This window comes from Nocardia terpenica, from assembly GCF_013186535.1.
Taxonomy (GTDB): Bacteria; Actinomycetota; Actinomycetes; order Mycobacteriales; family Mycobacteriaceae; genus Nocardia; species Nocardia terpenica.
On record NZ_JABMCZ010000001.1, the window covers coordinates 2,282,041 to 2,300,387 of the forward strand.

Below are 18,347 nucleotides of genomic sequence, written 5' to 3' on the forward strand. Positions count from 1 at the left end.
CACCCTAACGACTCGGGCTGTGCGCGAGCGCTCTTCGATGCGCAGACGAGACACCGGGTGGGTACGGTCATCGGACATCACATCAGCGCAGACGGGATACCGGCATGAAAATCGACCAGGTCGCCGACACCGTTTACGTCGTCACCGGGACCAACGTCAACTGGTCGTTGGTCACCGACGGCTCCGGCGTCACGCTCATCGACGCCGGATACCCCGGCGATACCGACGCGGTGATCGAATCCATTCGCGGCATCGGCCACGACCCGGCCGACCTGGCGGCGATTCTGCTCACCCACGCGCACCTCGATCACATCGGCGCCATCCCCACCCTCGTCGAACGCACCGGCGTCCCCGTCTACACCGGAGCCCGCGAGGCCGCGCACGCCCGCCGCGAATTCCTCCAGCAGATCAGCCCTTCGGAGATGGTCGGCCAGCTGCTCACCCGGGGCGGGCCGCGCTGGGTGGCCCAGACACTGCGCGCGGTGCAGGGGCGCATCGGCATGACCGTGCCCACCGCCACCGCCTACGACGACGACATCCTCGCGGCACTGCCGGGCGGTTTCGTCGCCGTCCCGACACCCGGTCACACCAGCGGCCACACCGCCTATCTCATGCCGTCCGAGGGAATCCTGTTCAGCGGCGACGCGCTCGTCACCGGCCACCCCCTGCTCCGCGACACCGGGCCACGGCCGCTGCCCACCGTGTTCAACCACGACGAATCGCTCACCCGGCGCACCGCGAAATCCCTACTCGACACATCACCCACATTGCTCGTGCCCGGGCACGGAACACCTTGGTATAAGACGTTTGTATAGAACAAATGTCTAAAACATGCGTATGATTGCCGCATGAGTTATGCACCGGGCGCGGCCCCCTCTTCCTTCGAGTCGCCCCACGCGAGCGACTTCAGTCGATTGGCGGCCGATGTCCGCCGGGCCGGGCACTTTCGGCGCCGCCCCCTCTACTACACGGTACGGCTCGCCGCCGTCTTCGGGCTCTATATCGCCGGATGGGCAAGCTTTTTCGCGCTGGGAGACTCGTGGTGGCAGCTCGTCGTCGCCGGGGGGTGCGCGATTGTCTTCGCTCAAATCGCCCTTATTGGACACGATCTCGCGCATCGCCAGGTTTTCGGGCAGCGGTGGATCAGCGATGCGCTGGGCCGGGTGGTGGGAAATCTGGCCATCGGTCTGGGTTACGGCTGGTGGATGAACAAGCACACCCGCCACCACGCCAACCCCAACCACGAGGACCTCGATCCCGATGTCGCCCCGGACATTCTGGTGTGGTCGCTCGATCAGGCGCGCGACAGCCGCGGACTGGTCCGCTTCGTCGGCCGGTGGCAGGCCCTGCTGTTCTACCCGCTACTGCTGCTGGAGGGCATCAATCTGCATGTGGGTGGTGTCCGCGCGCTGCGTGAGCCGTGGATGAAGCAGCGCGGGCTGGAGGCGGCCCTGCTGTTCGCGCACTTCGCCCTCTACCTGGCCGCCGTGGCGTGGGTGCTCTCGCCGGGTAAAGCGTTGCTGTTCATCGCGATTCACCAGGGCCTGTTCGGCGTGTACATGGGCTGCGTCTTCGCGCCCGGCCACAAGGGCATGCCGACCCTGACCACCGGCGCCCGGCTCGACTTCCTGCGCAAGCAGGTGCTGACCACCCGTAATGTGCGCGGCGGCTGGCTCATCGACATCGCGATGGGCGGCCTGAACTACCAGATCGAACACCACCTCTTCCCGAGCATCTCGACCCCGGGCCTGCGCGCGGTGCAACCGCTGGTGCGCACCTACTGCCTCGAACTCGGATTGCCGTATCACGAAACGGGTTTCGTGGCCTCGCACATCGAAGCGCTCGGCCACCTCCACCGCGTCGGCGCCCCGATCCGCAACGGATGATCCCTGCCGCCTTGGCTATTCGCGGCGATCTCAGTGGCCCATGACGTTGGTGTACATGGTGTGGAACGGCTCCGGGCTGATGCTGAGGTCGCCGCGGAAGGGGAAATCCATTGCGGCGATGAGGTAGATCATGGTGGCGAGGAAGAAGGCGAACAGGCCCGCCAGCAGCAGATGCGCGGTGCGGTGCTCGAAGACGAACAGGCACATGAGTGCGATATTGACCGAGGCGCCGATGATGATGACGACCCACAGCACGGTCGGAATGCCGCCGGAGGAATCGTTGATGCGGTGCCGCCGAACCTGATCGAACTGGGCGAACTGGGTGATGACGGCGGAGTGCACGATCTTGTCGGCCTCGGTGTGCGGCTGGAAGTCGAGCATGTGCTGCTGGAACCGGGTGACCAGCGCGGTGCCACCCATCGGCTCGACGCCGTTCTGTAGCGCGGGCCACGCCACATTGAGCACATTGTCGGTGTAGTCGATCAGATCCCTTTGCAGCACAGTGCGTTGCGGGTCCGGATAGGCCGACACCTCCCGGTACAGGGTGCCCAGCGCGGCGGCCTCGTCGGACACCACGCTGCCCGCCGTGTCGTAGGACTGATAGGTCGCCGCCGCCGTCAGCCCGAGCAGCAGGCCGTAGAAGACACCACCCACGGTGAGCACCATGGTGACCATCTCGTTCATGCCGTGCTGGTCACCGAAGACCTTCCGCACGGCAGGCCGGGTGATCAGGACGCTCACACACGTCACGAGCACCACCACCCCGGCGATGATGATGAACGACAACCACGACGGCAACCCATAAATCCAGGTGAACACGGTGACTCCCAGGCTGGAGGACTGATGACGACGAGAAGGGTCAGCTCGGCCTGCGGCGGCCGACAGCGGGTGCCCCGGTCGCGATAACGACGACCACCAGCAGCACCGTCACCCATTCGGTGAAATTCCAAGAATCCGTTTCGATCTCGGATTCGGCACTGTGCGCCTGCGCGGGTCGCACCGGCTGCGCCGCAAGCGGAATGCGGGGTTCGATGACCGGCGCAACCGGCGGAGGCGTCGCAATGACGGTCGCGGGATGCGGCGGGGGAGCGGGCGCGCCGACGAGCAGCGGCAGACCGGGGTCCCTCAGCGGCACGGGCGGCGGACCGCCGAGAGCGAGCAGACACGCCAGCGCGGCCGCGGTAGCAGCACTCCCGACCGCAGCACTCCCGATGGCCGCACTCCCGAAAACAGCACTCCCACCAGATGATCCGCCCCCAACAAGCGCCGGTCCCCCCGACCCACTCCCCACAGCACTACCGAGCCCCGCCCCGAGCAAACCGACCGCACTGCCGAGAGCGCTTCCAGCGGAAGCACTTCCGCTTGCACTCCCAATGGCGGCACTACCGAGAGCAGCGCTACCGAGAGCGCTACCGAGAGTGGCGCTACCGCCCGCGCTTCCAACTGAGGCGCTCCCTACGTCAGCGCTGCCAGCCGCGCTTCCGGCAGCGGCGCTTCCGATGGCTGCGCTGCCAGCGGCGCTTCCGATCGCCGCGCTTCCGGTAGCGGCGCTGGCCAGGCACAGCGGTAGTACTCCCGCGTCGAGCGTGGTCGCGTTGGCGGAGGGGTTCGGCCGCACATCGATGTCGGTGTGCGGATCCGATTCGGCCCGAGCAACATTGGCGTCGGGATCGGCGGCGCGAGCCCTGCCCAAGGGCCTGCCCAGGTTGGGCCAGTGGGGACCGGGTTGGGCGCTGCCGCTCGGCGGGCCCAAGCTCAGTTCCGTGTCGAGTCCGGCGCTGCCGCTGGCGAGGCCGGTTTCCGGCAGGGTGCTGCCGGTTGCGGGGCCGGGGAGGGCATGGGGGAGCGGCTCCCACCCGGCGGGGGGATCGGCGGTTGCAAGCCCGCTCGCCGGGAGCCAGGTGATGGCCGCGGCGGCGAGAAGCGTTGTTACTCTTCGGGAAACCATCTCTGCCTCATTCACGAGATGTTCGCGTAGCGCGATACCGCCGATTCGAAGGCATCCTTGGGGACGGTGTAGTTGCCGGAGAACGGGTGGTCGAGGTTGTGGATTACCACGATGGCCGAGCCGACCACCACGCCGAGCAGCGTGATCATCATGATGCTGCGCCGACCCACGCGCACCCCGGACAGCACCGGGCTGAGCAGCATCATGGTGGCGCTGAAATACAGGAGCGCGTAGAGGAATGGGGGAATTCCCTGCCGGGTGGCCACGGCGCGGTCCTGCCGGGCCTTGGCGGCCTGCGCGAGCCCGGTCAGGGCGCTGGCGCGGAGATTGCTGGCGTAGGGATCGACCGGGTGCGCCGACTCCACGGCATCGCGCAGGGTGTCGAATGTGTGCTGCGTCCGCTGGCTCAGCCGACGCTCGTGATTCATTACCGGCCACTCGGTCTCGACGATGCCCACCGTATAGTCGTGCAGCAGTTCCTGAATCCGATGGTGTTCCGGGTCGGGCATCTCGTGCGCGATCCAGTACACATCGAGCAGTGCGTTAGCCTCGCTGGTGGTGGTGCGGCGCGCGGCGTCGTACTGCTGCCAGCACAGCACCACCATGAACGCGACGACCGCCGTGAAGAACGTCTTGCTCAGGTCGAGAACCGGTGTGCCCGCGGCCTCCTCGCCGGTCTGCTGCCAGGTGGCGGGCCGCAATCGAGCCCCGACCAGGAACACCATCACCGCGAACGCGGCGATGCCACTTGCGATACCGATCTCCTGGACGATTCCCACGATCACTCCGCCTGCCGGGCGACGAGAACATTGTCGAGAATCCCGAGCGCGTCGGGCACCAGCACGGCGGCGGAGTAGTAGCAGCTGATCAGGTAGGAGATGATCGACTGGTCGTCGATGCCTTTGAAGCGGACATTGAGGCTGGGCTCGTATTCGTCCGGAATTCCGGTCTGGTGCAGGCCGATCACGCCCTGGTCCTGTTCGCCGGTGCGCATGGCCAGAATGGAGGTGGTCTGGGTGTCGCTGACCGGGATCTTGCTGCACGGAAAGATCGGCACCCCCCGCCACGCGGGCACCCGATGCCCCTCGACCTCGACCGGGTCCGGGTACAGTCCCCGCCTATTGCATTCGCGCCCGAATGCGGCGATCGCCTTCGGGTGGGCCAGAAACAGTTTCGTACTGCGCCGCATGCCGAGCAGATCGTCCATATCGTCGGGCGTCGGCGCGCCCGATTCGGAGTAGATGCGCTGCTTGAGATCGCAGTTGTGCAGCAGCCCGAAGTCGGTGTTGTTCACCAGGTCGTGTTCGCGGCGTTCGTAGAGGGCCTCGATGGTCAGCCGCAGCTGCTGTTCGATCTGGTTGTGCGGCTCGTTGAACAGGTCCGCGACGCGGGTGTGGATGCGCAGCACGCTCTGTCCCAGGCTGAGCTCGTACTCGCGCGGGGAGGCGTCCAGATCGACGAAGGTGCCCTGCAACAGCGGCTCGCCGGAATGCCCGGAGGAGATCTCGATCTCGGCCTCGCCCTTGGCATTCTGCGGTGCGGCGAATTCGGCGGCGGCGCGGGACAGTTGCTCGCGCAGCGCGGGCGTGTCTTCGAGCATCTGCTCCAGCGACCGCCGGGGCAGCACCAGCATCGTTGTCCGAGTGACGGTTTTGACGGTGACCGGCCAGACCGCATCGGCGTCTGTCAGCATGGCGTCGCCGAAGAAATCGCCGCCGCCCAGCATGCCGAGCCTGGTCTGTTCGCCGAATTCACCGACACCGAGCCTGCTCAGCTTGCCGTGCACGACCAGCACGACCCGATCCATCGGGTTACCGAATTCGGCCACCACCACGCCGGGATCGAGATCATGCTGCTCGAAGCGTTGCGCCAGCGCGCTCAGTATCTCCTCGTCGTCGAAGCCCCGCAATTGCGAAAGTTCGGTGAGCTCCCACGGAATCACCCTGGCTCGGGACCCGTCGACGACGAATTCCACCTCACCATTGCCCAGCGTGTGGGTCAGTCGGCGGTTGACCCGGTAGATACCGCCGTCGACCTGCACCCACGGCAGCATGCGGGTCAGCCATCGGGAGGTGATGCCCTGCATCTGCGGTTCGGACTTGGTGGTGTGCGCCAATTGATGCGCGGCACCGGTACTGAGGCTCTTGCGGGCCTGATTGTCCCGCTGGGCTGGCAGTGCGATCGTCATGGGTGATCCTCATCTCGAGAAAATGGGCAGGCGAAAAGCGCGCACGACACCGATCGAGAAGTGTTGTGCGGTGGTGATTTCCGATATTTGGAGCTGGCTATCCCTGGTAGCGCAGCAGGAGGAATTCGTCGCCCTGCACCGGGTCCGCGGTGGAACCGGCCACGAGGATCTTGCCGTCGGGCTGCACGGCCACCGCATCGCCGTGGTCGGCCTTGGTGCCAAGATCGGTGGAAACCTTTCCGCCGCTGCCGAATCCGGTGTCGAGTTTGCCGTCGGCGGTGTAGCGGGCGACAGCAACATTATCGCCGGTGGCCGTCCCGCTGCTGGTGCCAGCGACGACCAGTGCGCCGCCGGGAGCGAGCGCCAAGCCGTGCGCGATATCGGCCTTACCGCCGAAATCGGTTGATACCTTGCCCTTTTCGCCGAATGCGGTGTCCTGCTTGCCGTCGGCGGTGTAGCGGACGAGCACGAAGTTGTCGCCCTGCCCCGGATCCTGCGTGGACCCCGCGACCACGATCTTTCCATCGGATTCGAGCACGACGGCATTGGCGTGGTCGGCCTTGGTGCCCAGGTCGGTGGACACCTTGCCGCCGTTGCCGAACGCGGTGTCGAGTTTGCCGTCGGCGGTGTAGCGGGCCAGGGCAATATTGTCGCCGGTGTCGGTGCCGTGGCTGGTGCCCGCCGCCACGACCTTGCCGTCCGGCTGGAGGACAAGGGCATTGGCGGCATCGGCCTTCCCGCCGAAATCGGTGGACACCTTGCCGTTCTCGCCGAAGGCGGGGTCGAGTTTGCCGTCGCTCGTGTAGCGCACGACCACGAAGTTGTCGCCCTGCGCCGGATCGTGTGCCGACCCCGCGACCACGATCTTTCCATCGGGCTCGACCGCGACCGCATTGGCGTGATCGGCCTTGGTACCCAGGTCGGTGGAAACCTTGCCGCCGTCGCCGAATCCGGTGTCGAGTTTGCCGTCGGCGGTGTAGCGGGCCAGGGCAATATTGTCGCCCGTGTCGGTCCCGTGGCTGGTGCCCGCCGCCACGATCTTGCCATCCTGTTGCAGGGCAACGGCATTGGCGATATCGGCCTTGCCGCCGAAGTCCGTGGCGGCCCTGCCGCCGTCGCCGAATGTGGTGTCGACCTTGCCGTCTGTCTCGTAGCGCACGACCGCGAAATTGTCGCCCTGGCCCGGATCCCGGGTCGTGCCCACCGCGACGATCTTGCCGTCCTGCTGGACCGCCACGGCACGGGCGCGGTCGTCGCGCGAACCGAGATCGGTGGTTACCTTGCCGCCGGACCCGAATCCAGGGTCCAGCGTCCCCGCCCCGGCCCCGGCCGATGTGGAGTGCGAGCTCGAACACGAGGCCATCGCCAGCACGGCTACTACGCCGAAAACCGATCGGCACAGCAATCTCGATCGTGGTGCACACAGCATCCGGCTACCTCGCTTCACATCGATGACTGAGGACGGTAGAGACTGGGGACGGTAGAGCGAGCGATCAGCAAACTCGGAGTGAGCAGAAACAGTATCGCCCCGAACGATCATCGACGGTGCGGTATGAACACGTTGCAGATCACGGCTGGCTATTACCAACCGGTCCGGATGCAACGGCTGGGCATAAGAGAGCCCCACCGGATCGTGGTGTCCGGTGGGGCTTCTCGAGGGAGGCTCACATGGTCAGGTGCGGTCGAACTCCCCGTGCTGCACGTCGGTGGTGAAGGCATCCCACTGGGAAGGGGTGAAGACGAGCGCCGGGCCTGTGGGGTTCTTCGAGTCGCGCACGCCTACATGGTCGTGGTTCAGGTGTGCGATCTCTACACAGTCCTTCTGTGGACCGCTGCGGCTGGACTTGAACCACTTTGCCCCGGATAGATCGATGCTCATTCGCATGCTCCTCAGCTGTTTCCGGTTGTCCGGCAGGGCTTTTCGATGGGTCAGGCTCGGTCGAACGCCCCGCCGTTGACACCCGCGGTGAAGGCGTCCCACTCGGTGGGGGTGAAGACGAGCGCCGGGCCTGTGGGGTTCTTCGAGTCGCGCACGCCTATATGACCTTGGTTCAGGTGTGCGATCTCGACGCAATCCTTCATCGAGCCGCTGCGGCTGGACTTGAACCACTTCGCCCCGGATAAGTCGATGCTCATTCGGCATACTCCTCAGCTGCTTCCAGGATCTCTCGCCTGGACTGGTCTTGATCCAACGCTACACGGCCGATGGCCTGGAGCGCGCGTTCATAACGCGCCACCTCTCCCTCGCGGTCCAGGTAGAGATCACCCGCGTACTCCTCGATGTACACGATCGGTGGTTCGACGTGCTTGGACTCGCCCAGGGCCGGGAACTCCAGATAGCTGAACGATCCGACGTAGCTACCGAGATTGGTGGGGCCGCCCAGGGGGACAATGCGCATCGAAACATTAGGCCGTTCGGACATATTCACGAGATGGCGCAGCTGATCGTTCATCACCGCCGGACCGCCCACCTCGTCGCGCAGGACGGCCTCTGACAAGAACACGTCGAGAGTGAAGTTCGGATCCTCCAGGCGCGCTTGCCTTCTCGTTGCCCATTCGATTCGCTTCTCGATATCTTCGGCGGGGGCGTTGGGTGACTCTGCCCAAGCGATTGCTCGTCGGTACTCAGGCGTCTGAAGCAGTCCAGGAATAATGGTCACCCGCCAAGCCGTCAGACGGCGAGCAGCATCCTCCAGAGCCAAATAATGATTGAAGTCGTCCGCGAGCTGATCGAGATAGGCTCGCCACCAACCGTATTTGCTCTTCTCCGTGGACCGGATCTCGGCAACCAAGCCCAGGAGCATCTTCCGCTCCTCCTTGGTGGCCCCGAACAGATTACACAGGGCATTGGTCTGGAGGGCCGTGATCCGGGTGGCCAGCCCCTCCTCGGTCCGCCCGATGGACTGCGGCGACACCTCGGCCGCCCGGGCGGCATCGGCCTTGGTGAGATCGTTCTTCGTCCGCAGACGCAGCAGCTCGCGGCCCAGCGCCCGGCGCGCGAGAGTGCTTCCGGCATCGGTCATTTCTTATCCTCACTATTCTTCGATGGTGGTTTTTGAACGCCTCCATGTGGTCGCCCCCATACGGGACAATCCACGGAACTTGCCTGGCAGAAACCACACGAATATAGCCCCGGATCATTTCCGACACATCGCATTCGGTGTTAGACCTGAAGCCAATCGAACCCACCCCTCCACGAGGTGATGGGAAGTGCCCCACTGCCTTCCGGCCGCCGCCGGATCACCGACACCGGAGACGAATATGAAAAGTGACAATTTCGGAGCCCGCTGCCCACACCAGGTAGACCTGAACCAGCCCCGCCCGAACGCAATCCCCCCACTCCTGTTCAATTACCAACTCCACCAGGGCCACGAGTGCAGCACCGAAACCACCCTCCGCGAAATATGCCGCCGCCGCGGGTATCTGCCGTGAGTGGGATCTGCTGCGGCAGGGTGGATTCCGGACATTAGTGTGCCGGAAGGGCGAGGAGAGCCTAGTTAGGGGAGGCGGCGATGTGCTGGGTGTCGGTGGTGAGGGTGCCGTAGGGGTGGAGGGTTACGGCGGGTTCGGCCCGGGCGCCGAGAGTGGTGTGCAGCCAGTTGTATTCGCGGTTGGTTTTTTTCAGCTTGGCGGTGACGCAGTCGCGGATTTCTGTCCGGAGCCGGTGGTTCATCTGCTTTCCGGGCTGGACTTCGACGCGGAGCCGTAGCGATTGTTCGAACGAGGCGTCCACCTCGGTGGTGAGCTGGAAACGGCCGCTGAGCCTGTTGGCCAGGGGCTGGCGGCGGAGCGCATCCTGGACCGACTCGGAATGTATCTTCACCGCGTAGAACAGGGTGACGTCGTCGGTGCGGCCTCGGACGCTGACGAATCCGCGCTCGTGGCACGAGGAGTCGAGAATTCTTGCGTTCTTGCCGAGGGCATGGGCGAGTTCATCGGTGGTATTGATCGATCCGGCATCATTGGATCGGTAGCGCACCAGCGGAATGGCCGAGTCGATACTGAACAGCAGCGACCCGTTCGCCAGGGTTTCGATATAGCAGCGATTCGGGTTGTACTCGACGAATGTAGGTGGCGACGAGGCGTCCCAGGACAGTGCCGCGGCCAGGGCGCGATTGTTGCGTGCCAGTCGGCGGATTTTGATGGTGGCGGGAGTTTCGTGGCCGATCGGCCCGGTCGCCGCCGTCACGTACATGACGCTGACGCAGTCGGGCCGGGCCCGGGGGCCGAGCCGGGCCAGCATGTAGCTGCGCCAATCCTCGGTAATTCCCTCGCCCGCCAGCAGGATTCGTATTCGGTGGGCGCGCAGATCGCCGTGTGCCTGGTCGAGGACGTGTTTGATGAACGACGGATATCCGGCCAGCACGGTCTGCTCGTAGTGCGGCGCCAGCCGATCGAGACAATTCAGCAGGCTGTCGGAGTCGATACCCGGTGTCACCACGGAGACGTGATGACCGCGCTCGCGCAGGGCCAGAGCGGCCTGGAGACTGTAGGTGCCGCCGACCCAGCTGCCCATGGCGAAGCCGACGATGAACAGCGTCGAGCGCCGGTGCGACTGGAACGCCTGCCGGAAAACCCGCTCGTACACCTCGATGCTGTCGTCGGGCGCGGTCTCGCTGCGCGGCCAGAACAGCGGTGGGCCAACGGAACTCGACGCGGTCGACCAGATGCTCGCGGCGGCGAGGTCGCCGTCCCACATCAGCGCATCCAGCGGATACCGGTCGAGGTAGTTCTGCCGCGTCACCACCGGCACCTCCGCGAACGCCTCCGGTGTGCGGACCGAGGCGGCGCGAATCCCGTTCTCGGCGAGGAAATCACGGTAGGCGGGAACGCGGCGGGCAACGCGGCAGAACCGCTCCAGCGCACGTTCGAAACCCGGTGTCCGACCGGCGTGCGTGACCGACCGCGCATGCAGGTGTGTATTGCCCTGTGCGACAGGTCGATTGCGGTCGTCCGGGCCGGGGAAGAACATCTCGCTCCACGAGCCGTCGGTGGCGTGTCGATGCAAGGTGACCGAATAGGTCAGCACGTCGACGGCGAGCTCGTCGAACTCGTCGAGCATCGTCCGGTCGACGCCTTTGACCTTCATCAACCGGGTCAGGCGACACCGTGTCGTATTGGCCTCGGCCACCAGGAACACACACACCGTCGACAACACGTTCCGGACCACGCGGACGTGGGGTTCGGGCTCGTCGAGCGGCGACCGCGGCCGGGCCGCGCAATGCGTGGCGTCCGACGTGGTTTTCCATTCGAGCAGATCGGATTGGCGCTCGCCGAACAATTCGATCATCAGCTGGCGCCACCGGCAGGAGGGCGAGTCGGCGGCGCCGTCGCCCTTTTCGCATTTATCCAACTCGATGAGGGTCAGATGTGCTTCCGTGAGAGGTACGAGAACCGAGCAGGTACGGCGTTCGAGCTGTTGCCGAACTACGGCCGCGACATCGATATCGAGCGGACCATATTTGGTGAGGACCTGATCAGCCACGCACCTACTGTCGAGCCTGCGCACCCTTCCGGTCAATGGTGCCGGCGCCCGGGATTCATGAATCTCCGGCAAAAACGGGATGGGATGCATGAACGGGTCCGCCCGATATTGACGCCGTGCGTGAATCGGGCCGACACTGCCGCCATGACGACATCGGATCGCCGCGCGGATGCTCGCGCTGCCGACAGCCGCACCGGATCTCTCCGGTACGGCGGCCCCGTTCTGGTGATGGAACCGCACGGGAACATCGCCGCCGCGGCGTGTGCGGCCGCCCGCCGCCAGTGCCAGGCCCGCGGGGTCGATGTCGTGGTCAAGCTGATCGACGAATTACCGCACCGGCGTCGGCTTTTCATCTACCCGGGCCTGATCGCGGTGCTGCCGTCGCATCTTCCGCTGCCGCCCGCCGCGGTGGGCACGCTGGAACGGATCGGCGAGATCGTGACTCAGTACCGCACGTTTCGCCCGGACGGTATCACCGCGCTGGCGACCGGGCAGGCCCAGTGGTTCGAGACCGGAATCGTCCAGATAGCCGGTCTCGCAACGGTTTTGAACCATCCGAAGATGAAGCCGATCATACCGCTCGCCTGTGCGGCGCACACCCTCTCCGAGCAGTCCACCTCCCCCGAGGTGGACTTCTTTTCGATCTACGGCCTGTCCGATGCCGGGGCGGCGCTGCTGCCGCGGTCGATCAGCGACCAGAGCCTCGACTCCGCGTGGCTGTACCTGCACGGCTGGGGTATCACCACGCCCGAGCAGGCGCTGGCCGTGCGTCAGGTCATCGAAAGCTGCCAAGAGGACTTTCGGACCGGCGACCGGTATCGCCCGCCCATGCAGCGGCCGATCGAAGGCAGCGACCTCACCCGCCTGGACTATATCCTCGGCGACCCGAACCACCGCGGCCCGAAAAACCATCGGAAAACCTGGATGGAAAACGGGGCGCGTGCCGTGCGGATCACCGTCGAGAAAATCCAGCAGGTCGTTCCGGAAGTCGCGCGGCCCGCCGATCGGAACGGGACGAAGGGCGCCCAGGCCGATCTGCATCAACTGTATGCCAATCTGCTCGTTCTGACCAACTCACCGGAGTTCGGTGCGAGCATCGATAGTGTCACCGTCGCGTCCGCCGAAATACATGAACGGAGCAGGTGATCATGACCGGGTGCATGATCATGAATTAAATGCGTGATTAATGTTCCCGGATTTGCCTACCATTGATTGTGGTCGGTTATCTGGTGGCATGCGCGAAATCCACACCCCGGTCACCCCCGAATTCCTGCACCGCCTCGATGCGGTATTCGTCCTGGCCGCCCGAATCACCCCCGGCCTCCTCGACGCCACCGCACTCACGCTGACGCTGGCCGGTTACCCCGAGGCCGCGATCGTGCTCCGATTGGCCTCGGTGCTCACCCGCACCGCCGCCGCCCAACTCACCGCGCCGCCCCGGCCGCACAGCGCGCCGCACCGCGCCGCCCGACGATCACGACGCGCGCGCCGCCAGCGGCGGCACCGGTAATGGGACGTTACAGCGTGACCACGATCTTGCCGTGGACGTGGCGTCCGGCCTGGAGGGCCACCGCGTCGCGGATCTGTTCGATCGGGAAGGTCGCGGCGATGGGCACGGTGAGCTCGCCGGTGAGGATCGCGTCGGTGATTCGCTTCAGGGCGCCCGGTCCCGCCTCGGCGCCGCCGGTGGGACGCACGCCCTCGGGAACGTCGAGGCCCGCGGCGATCACGGAGATCCGTTGCGGCGCAACGCCGAGCGCCAGCGCGGCCTCGGCCGTCTCGGTGCCGAACAGGTCCGTCGCCGCGGTCACCGCGCCGGGAGCCAGCGCCCGCACCCGGTCGGCGAGCCCGGGTCCGTAGGCCACGGGCCGCGCGCCGAACCGCCGCAGGAACTCGAAGGTGCCCTCAGAGGCGGTGCCGATCACGCTGGCACCGGCGAGTTTCGCGAGCTGGACGGCGAATACGCCCACGCCTCCGGCCGCGCCGCCGATCAGGACGGTGTCGCCGGAGCGCAGGTCGATCGCCGCCAGGGCGGCGGCCGCGGTGGCACCGGCGATCGGCAGTGTGCTCGCCACCTCGTCGCCGATGCCCTCCGGTGTGGGAAACAGCGTGTCGGCGGGCGTCTTCACCACCACGTAGTCGGCGGCGGCCCGTGCCACCGCGCCGCCGTAGACGCGGTCACCGATGGCGAAACCCGTGGCGCCACTGCCGATCTCGTCGACGACTCCGGCGAAGTCGTAGCCGAAACCGGCGGGCAGGGTGAGCCCGAATCGTGCGGCCGCCTCGGGCTGCGAGGTCAGGATCCAGTCCATCGGATTCAGCCCGATGGCCGTCACCCGGACGCGAACCTCCTCCGACCCGGCGTGTGGCTCCGGAACCTCCCGCAACTCCAAAACCTCCGGCCCTCCGAACGTCTCGTAGATGACGGCTCGGCTCATGACAACCTCCCAGCGATAGGACTTGGTCCCATCACTGTACGCCTGGTGATGGGACCAAGTGCCGTAAACTTCTCGCATGGCCCGCTGGGAACCGAACGCACCGCAACGACTGGCCGTGGCGGCCCTCGATCTGTTCGCGGAGCGGGGCTACGAGAACACCACGGTGATCGACATCGCCCGGCGCGCCGGTCTGACCAAGAGCACCTTCTTCCGGCACTTCCAGGACAAGCGCGAAGTACTCTTCGGCGACACCACCATGTACGACCTGCTGGCCGAGGCGATTACCGCGGCACCGCCGACCGCCACGCCCTTCGAGGCGGTGGCGCTCGCCCTGGATGCGGTTGGCAGAGAAGCCTTTACGCCCGCCCGGCGCGAATTCGGCGCCCGTCGACGCGCGGTCATCGCCGCCAATCCCGAACTGCAAGAACGCGAAGCCTTGAAGGGCATCGGTCTCACCGCATCGATGATCACCGCCCTCGAGCGCCGCGGCGTCCCCGCCCTGACCGCCTGCGTGGCCGCCGAACTGGGCGCACTCGCCATGAAGATCGCCTACGAGCGCTGGAGCGATCCGGCCACTGGCGAGGAGTTCGGCGACATCGCCCGGCGAACACTCGACGAGGTGCGGGCGGCCACCGGTTAACCCGGTTCCGGGTGTGATGTCGCGGTGGGGTGACGCTTGATCGCGGTTGCTGCGGTATGCCGGTGTGGTGAGGTATCCCCAGGGCGGTGGGTTGACCACCGAGCGGCGGATGTTCCGGGAGGGTATTCGCCTGCGGGCGGCGGAGATGTTCGCCGCGGGACAACGTAATTCGGTGATCGCTGGGCAGCTGCGGGTCAGCCTGCGATCGGTGCAGCGGTGGCGGCGGGCATGGCTACTCGGCGGGCAGCGGTCGTTGCGGTCGAAGGGGTCGCCGGGGCGGCCGAGGCTCTCCGATGCCTTGTTCGCGGTGCTCGAGACCGAGCTGGCGCGCGGTGCGGCCGCGCACGGCTGGCCGGATCAGACCTGGACCCTGGCCCGGATCCAGACGCTGATCGGGCGCCGGTTCCACAAGCATCTGTCGCCGGCGAGCATCTCGGAGATGCTGCGCCGGCACGGCTGGAGTCACCAGATACCGGCCCGCCGCGCGGTCGAGCGTGACCCCGACGCGGTCACCGGATGGGTGAAAACCACGTGGCCGCAGGTAAATCCACCGCGGCGGCGCTCGGGGCCTGGCTCGTGTTCGAGGACGAGGCCGGGTTCTCGATGACGCCGCCGACGCGCCGCACCTGGTCTCCGCGCGGGCACACACCCGTGGTCACCGTCCGGGGGCGATCCCAGCGCCGATTCTCCATCGCCGCCCTGACCTGCTACAAGGACGGGGAACGCTCCCGGTTGATCTACCGGCCGAAGCGACACCCGGACGCGAAGAACGCCGCACGCCGCAGTTTCGCCTGGACCGATTACCGGGACCTGCTCATTCGCGCCCACGTGCAACTCGGCGGCCCGATCGTGCTGGTGTGGGACAACCTCAACGTGCACCGCGATGCCCGCCTGCAGGCATTCATCGACACCCGCGACTGGGTCACCTGCTATCGGCTGCCACCGTATGCGCCCGACCTCAACCCGGTCGAAAGCATCTGGTCGCTACTACGACGCAGCAACCAGGCCAACACCGCCTTCGACGATCCCGCCCACCTGATGCACAGCCTGCGACACGGCCTGCGACGAATCCAACACCGGCCCACCATCATCGATAGCTGCCTCGCCGGGACCGGCCTCACCCTCACGACATCACACCCGGAACCTCGTTAGCAGCCCGTGTGCGCCTAGGCCGTGGCGCGGGCCTACTTGTCGGTGCCGTCCAGTGTGGCGAGGAGGTTCCGCAGCGTCGCGCGTTCGGCCGGGGTGAGGGTCGAGAGGAGGTCGGCGTGGGCAACGGCCGAATCATCGAGCGCGGCAGCCACTTCGAACCGATGGAACGCGGCGGCCGGTACGCGGAGCTGGTGGCCCGCGACGATACGGTCACGGTGGCGGCGCGGTGAGCTGCGCCCCGGCCTTGTCGAGGGTGGCGTAACCTGCCGGTTCCCAGGTCGGTTTGCCTCCGGGTAGGCCGAGCCTGCCGTTGCGTCCGATGCCGATCAGGCCCAGGGCGCGCAGGACGGCCCAGCCGCGGGCGCGGGTGATGGTCGCTTCGTCGGGGTGTCCGTAGGCGTCGAAGAATCGGTCTGCCGCGCCTGCGGGTAGCAGGATCCAGGCGGCGGAGAGGTCGGCGGCGGGATCGCCCGCGCACATATCGCCGAAGTCGATGACCCCGGCCAGCATTCCGTCTCGGACAACCACATTCGCCGGATGTAGGTCGCCGTGCAGCCACAGCGGCGCGTCCTGCCAGGCGGGCGCGGCGACGGCCTGCTCCCAGATCTCGCGCACGCCGTCGGCGCTCGCGTGGTCGGCAATGAGCTCGAACGCGCTGTCGAACCCCTCCCGCAATTCGGCCAGCGGGATGCCGCGCGTCGAGCTGATCGGCGCGTCGGCGGGTGCCTGATCATGCAGTGCGGCAAGGAAATTCGCGAGGACCTCGGCCGCATCGAGATGGGTGATCGGTGCCCGGTCGGCAGGCTCGCCCTCGACCCACCGCGCGACCGTCCAGGTGTGCTCGAACAGACTCGACGGCGCGCCGATACGCACCGGGACGGGCACCGGCAGCGGCAGCCGCTCCGCCAGCACCGGCAGCCAAGTCTGCTCGGTGTGCAGCAGCTCGGGCGCCCGCCCGGTCCGCGGCAACCGCACGGCCAACTCCTCCCCGAGCCGCCACTGCTGATTGTCCCAGCCCCCGTCGACATCTCGAAGCTCGAGCCCGGCAAGATCCGGATGCTGCTCCCGCAGCAGCGCCCGCACCAGCCCCTGCCCGAACCTGAACTCTCCCACCGACAACCCTCCGATCCGTGCCCGCCGGTCAGCGTAGCCGGTGCCGCCGATCGCCCTACCGGTGCTCGATGGAACTCGGTAGCGGCGTCGCCGTTCCGGTGGCGGAATTCGGGAAGCAGGGGGAGGTTCCCGCTAGTGCCAGCCCGTCCTCGCGGTTCGGGTCGCTGTTCTTGAACCGTGCGACGGCGAGCAGGTAACCGTCGTGGGTCACGGTGTTGGATTGGGTGTCTTTCATCGGCCATACCTGCCACAGTCGGTCACGCCAGATATGTACGACGGCGGTGAAGTAGTCCCCCACCTTGCCCGCGGGGACACCGGTCAGGAAGTACCAGACCTGAGCCTTTTTCGGGCCGGTGGTGTCGTTGGGGTCCCCGTCGCACGGGGCGGGGCCCAGGTTCGCGACATCGAATTCGGGTTTCTGGCCGTTCGGTTCGCGGGGAGGGAGTGTCAGGGCGACTCCGGGCGGTAGGGCGTTCAGGGTTTCGGTGAGGTACTTCTGGATCTTGTCTCGCGCCGTGGTTTCGTTCAACTGCCCGGTTGACGAAGGGGAGTGCCCGCTGCATCCGGTCAGGACCACACCGCATGCGGCGACGGCGACGATGATTCGGCTTCTCATCCTGATCGTCTCCTCCTGGGTCGGTGACTACCTCCGTGGGGACTGCCGGAACGAATGTGTCACAGCTGGGGCAGCCGGGCCGCCAAGGCGCGCATGCGGCGGGCGAATCCGTCGATTGGGCCGAAGTGCAGGCCCAGGTCGTCGGGGGCGACGCGGTGCCAGTCCTGGATTCGGGCGAGCACGGTGTCGAGGGGCTGGGCGTCGTCGTTCCAGGCGTCGCGGGCTCCCGCCGAGACATGGTGGCCGCCGAGTTCGCGCAGGCGGTTTCGCCGGGCGGCGAACTCGGCGGGGGTGAGGGTGACGGCCTGCCACATGTCGCCGATGAGCGCGGCGCGGCGCAGGGCCGCGTCGGAATTCCCGCCGATCAGGAAGGGGACCGGTGTCGCGGGGACGGGCTGGAAAACCGCGCGTTCATCGAAAGTGCGGTGCTTGTCTGTGTAGGGGCCGGTGGCTCCGGTGTGCAAGCGGCGGATGAGATGGAGTGCCGCGGTGGTGGTGGCTCCGCGCTCGGCGAAATCCGCTCCGGCGGCGTCGAATTCGTAGGCGTCCCAGCCGGTTCCGACGCCCAGCACGAACCGGTCGCCGCTGAGGTGGGCCAGGGTGGCCGCCTGCTTGGCCAGGACCAGGGGTTCGCGCAGCGGCAGGATGAGCACCGAGGTGCCGAGGGTGACTCGGCTGGTGGCGGCCGCCAGGTGGGCGAGCGTCATCAGGGGTTCGTACACGCCGCCGTACACCGGACCGTATTCGCCGGGCGGCAGGATGTGGTCCGGCAACCAGACTCCGGCGAATCCCAGCGCCTCGGCCTCCTGGGCGAGTTCCACAAGCTGGGACGCGGGCATGGTGGCCGACTCGTCCGGAAGGACGACGTGCAGACGCATGGG

Annotated in this window: 20 protein-coding genes; 7 read left to right on the plus strand and 13 right to left on the minus strand. The window is 66.6% G+C overall.

Annotated elements, in window-relative coordinates:
* Window positions 1-104: 104 nt before the first annotated feature.
* On the plus strand, window positions 105-815 hold the full coding sequence (locus HPY32_RS10570) for an MBL fold metallo-hydrolase (RefSeq protein ID WP_067590682.1): 711 nt from the start codon (window positions 105-107) through the stop codon (window positions 813-815).
* A 33-nt stretch (window positions 816-848) separates the two neighbouring features.
* On the plus strand, window positions 849-1,886 hold the full coding sequence (locus HPY32_RS10575; protein ID WP_067590677.1) for a fatty acid desaturase family protein: 1,038 nt from the start codon (window positions 849-851) through the stop codon (window positions 1,884-1,886).
* A gap of 30 nt (window positions 1,887-1,916) precedes the next feature.
* Here the strand turns inward: HPY32_RS10575 and HPY32_RS10580 are convergent, their stop codons facing one another.
* The 9 genes from HPY32_RS10580 to HPY32_RS10620 all read right to left on the minus strand — a co-directional run bounded on the left by HPY32_RS10580 (window position 1,917) and on the right by HPY32_RS10620 (window position 11,312).
* Window positions 1,917-2,705, minus strand: a complete 789-nt coding sequence (locus tag HPY32_RS10580; RefSeq protein WP_067590675.1) for a bestrophin-like domain — start codon at window positions 2,703-2,705, stop codon at window positions 1,917-1,919.
* Window positions 2,706-2,745: 40 nt separating this feature from the next.
* The gene (locus HPY32_RS10585; protein WP_067590673.1) at window positions 2,746-3,021 is read right to left on the minus strand and encodes a hypothetical protein; all 276 of its coding nucleotides are present in this window, start codon (window positions 3,019-3,021) and stop codon (window positions 2,746-2,748) included.
* 824 nt (window positions 3,022-3,845) lie between these two features.
* The gene (locus HPY32_RS10590; RefSeq protein WP_156674571.1) at window positions 3,846-4,613 is read right to left on the minus strand and encodes a bestrophin-like domain; all 768 of its coding nucleotides are present in this window, start codon (window positions 4,611-4,613) and stop codon (window positions 3,846-3,848) included.
* Window positions 4,614-4,615: 2 nt separating this feature from the next.
* Complete coding sequence (locus HPY32_RS10595) at window positions 4,616-6,022, minus strand: family 2B encapsulin nanocompartment shell protein (protein ID WP_067590670.1); 1,407 nt, start codon at window positions 6,020-6,022, stop codon at window positions 4,616-4,618.
* Between the two features lie 97 nt (window positions 6,023-6,119).
* Window positions 6,120-7,385 carry a delta-60 repeat domain-containing protein gene (locus tag HPY32_RS10600; protein ID WP_082871884.1) on the minus strand — a complete coding sequence of 422 codons (1,266 nt, stop codon included), beginning with the start codon at window positions 7,383-7,385 and terminating at the stop codon, window positions 6,120-6,122.
* A gap of 309 nt (window positions 7,386-7,694) precedes the next feature.
* Entirely contained in the window at window positions 7,695-7,901 is a 207-nt protein-coding gene (locus HPY32_RS10605) for a DUF397 domain-containing protein (RefSeq protein WP_067590664.1), read from the minus strand.
* A 50-nt stretch (window positions 7,902-7,951) separates the two neighbouring features.
* Window positions 7,952-8,158 (minus strand): DUF397 domain-containing protein, encoded by a 207-nt coding sequence (locus HPY32_RS10610; protein ID WP_067590662.1) that lies wholly within the window; start codon window positions 8,156-8,158, stop codon window positions 7,952-7,954.
* Window positions 8,155-9,045 (minus strand): helix-turn-helix domain-containing protein, encoded by an 891-nt coding sequence (locus HPY32_RS10615; RefSeq protein WP_067590659.1) that lies wholly within the window; start codon window positions 9,043-9,045, stop codon window positions 8,155-8,157. The genes HPY32_RS10610 and HPY32_RS10615 overlap by 4 nt, the downstream gene beginning before the upstream one ends.
* Before the next feature lie 470 nt (window positions 9,046-9,515).
* The gene (locus HPY32_RS10620) at window positions 9,516-11,312 is read right to left on the minus strand and encodes a phenylacetate--CoA ligase family protein (protein WP_156674570.1); all 1,797 of its coding nucleotides are present in this window, start codon (window positions 11,310-11,312) and stop codon (window positions 9,516-9,518) included.
* Here HPY32_RS10620 and HPY32_RS10625 point away from each other — a divergent pair.
* Window positions 11,286-12,653 carry a hypothetical protein gene (locus HPY32_RS10625; RefSeq protein ID WP_156674569.1) on the plus strand — a complete coding sequence of 456 codons (1,368 nt, stop codon included), beginning with the start codon at window positions 11,286-11,288 and terminating at the stop codon, window positions 12,651-12,653. The genes HPY32_RS10620 and HPY32_RS10625 overlap by 27 nt on opposite strands.
* Window positions 12,654-12,741: 88 nt before the next feature.
* Window positions 12,742-13,017, plus strand: a complete 276-nt coding sequence (locus HPY32_RS10630) for a hypothetical protein (RefSeq protein WP_067590654.1) — start codon at window positions 12,742-12,744, stop codon at window positions 13,015-13,017.
* A 7-nt stretch (window positions 13,018-13,024) separates the two neighbouring features.
* On the opposite strand, the gene HPY32_RS10635 is transcribed toward HPY32_RS10630, so the two are convergent.
* A complete protein-coding gene (locus HPY32_RS10635; protein ID WP_067590651.1) occupies window positions 13,025-13,945 on the minus strand; it encodes an NADP-dependent oxidoreductase in 921 nt (306 codons plus the stop codon).
* A gap of 76 nt (window positions 13,946-14,021) precedes the next feature.
* Here HPY32_RS10635 and HPY32_RS10640 point away from each other — a divergent pair, with 76 nt between their 5' ends.
* The 3 genes from HPY32_RS10640 to HPY32_RS10650 all read left to right on the plus strand — a co-directional run bounded on the left by HPY32_RS10640 (window position 14,022) and on the right by HPY32_RS10650 (window position 15,737).
* Entirely contained in the window at window positions 14,022-14,585 is a 564-nt protein-coding gene (locus HPY32_RS10640; protein ID WP_067590648.1) for a TetR/AcrR family transcriptional regulator, read from the plus strand.
* Between the two features lie 67 nt (window positions 14,586-14,652).
* Window positions 14,653-15,192, plus strand: a complete 540-nt coding sequence (locus tag HPY32_RS10645; protein ID WP_067583944.1) for a winged helix-turn-helix domain-containing protein — start codon at window positions 14,653-14,655, stop codon at window positions 15,190-15,192.
* Window positions 15,102-15,737 carry a transposase gene (locus tag HPY32_RS10650; RefSeq protein WP_082870394.1) on the plus strand — a complete coding sequence of 212 codons (636 nt, stop codon included), beginning with the start codon at window positions 15,102-15,104 and terminating at the stop codon, window positions 15,735-15,737. Before HPY32_RS10645 ends, HPY32_RS10650 begins: the two co-directional genes overlap by 91 nt.
* A 210-nt stretch (window positions 15,738-15,947) precedes the next feature.
* Here the strand turns inward: HPY32_RS10650 and HPY32_RS10655 are convergent, their stop codons facing one another.
* From HPY32_RS10655 to HPY32_RS10665, 3 genes are read right to left on the minus strand one after another with little or no spacing between them, the layout of a single operon-like run.
* On the minus strand, window positions 15,948-16,850 hold the full coding sequence (locus HPY32_RS10655) for an aminoglycoside phosphotransferase family protein (RefSeq protein WP_067596014.1): 903 nt from the start codon (window positions 16,848-16,850) through the stop codon (window positions 15,948-15,950).
* A gap of 55 nt (window positions 16,851-16,905) precedes the next feature.
* Window positions 16,906-17,466 (minus strand): hypothetical protein, encoded by a 561-nt coding sequence (locus tag HPY32_RS10660; RefSeq protein WP_156674568.1) that lies wholly within the window; start codon window positions 17,464-17,466, stop codon window positions 16,906-16,908.
* 59 nt (window positions 17,467-17,525) lie between these two features.
* A complete protein-coding gene (locus HPY32_RS10665) occupies window positions 17,526-18,344 on the minus strand; it encodes a TIGR03619 family F420-dependent LLM class oxidoreductase (RefSeq protein ID WP_067590637.1) in 819 nt (272 codons plus the stop codon).
* Between the last annotated feature and the right edge of the window lie 3 nt (window positions 18,345-18,347).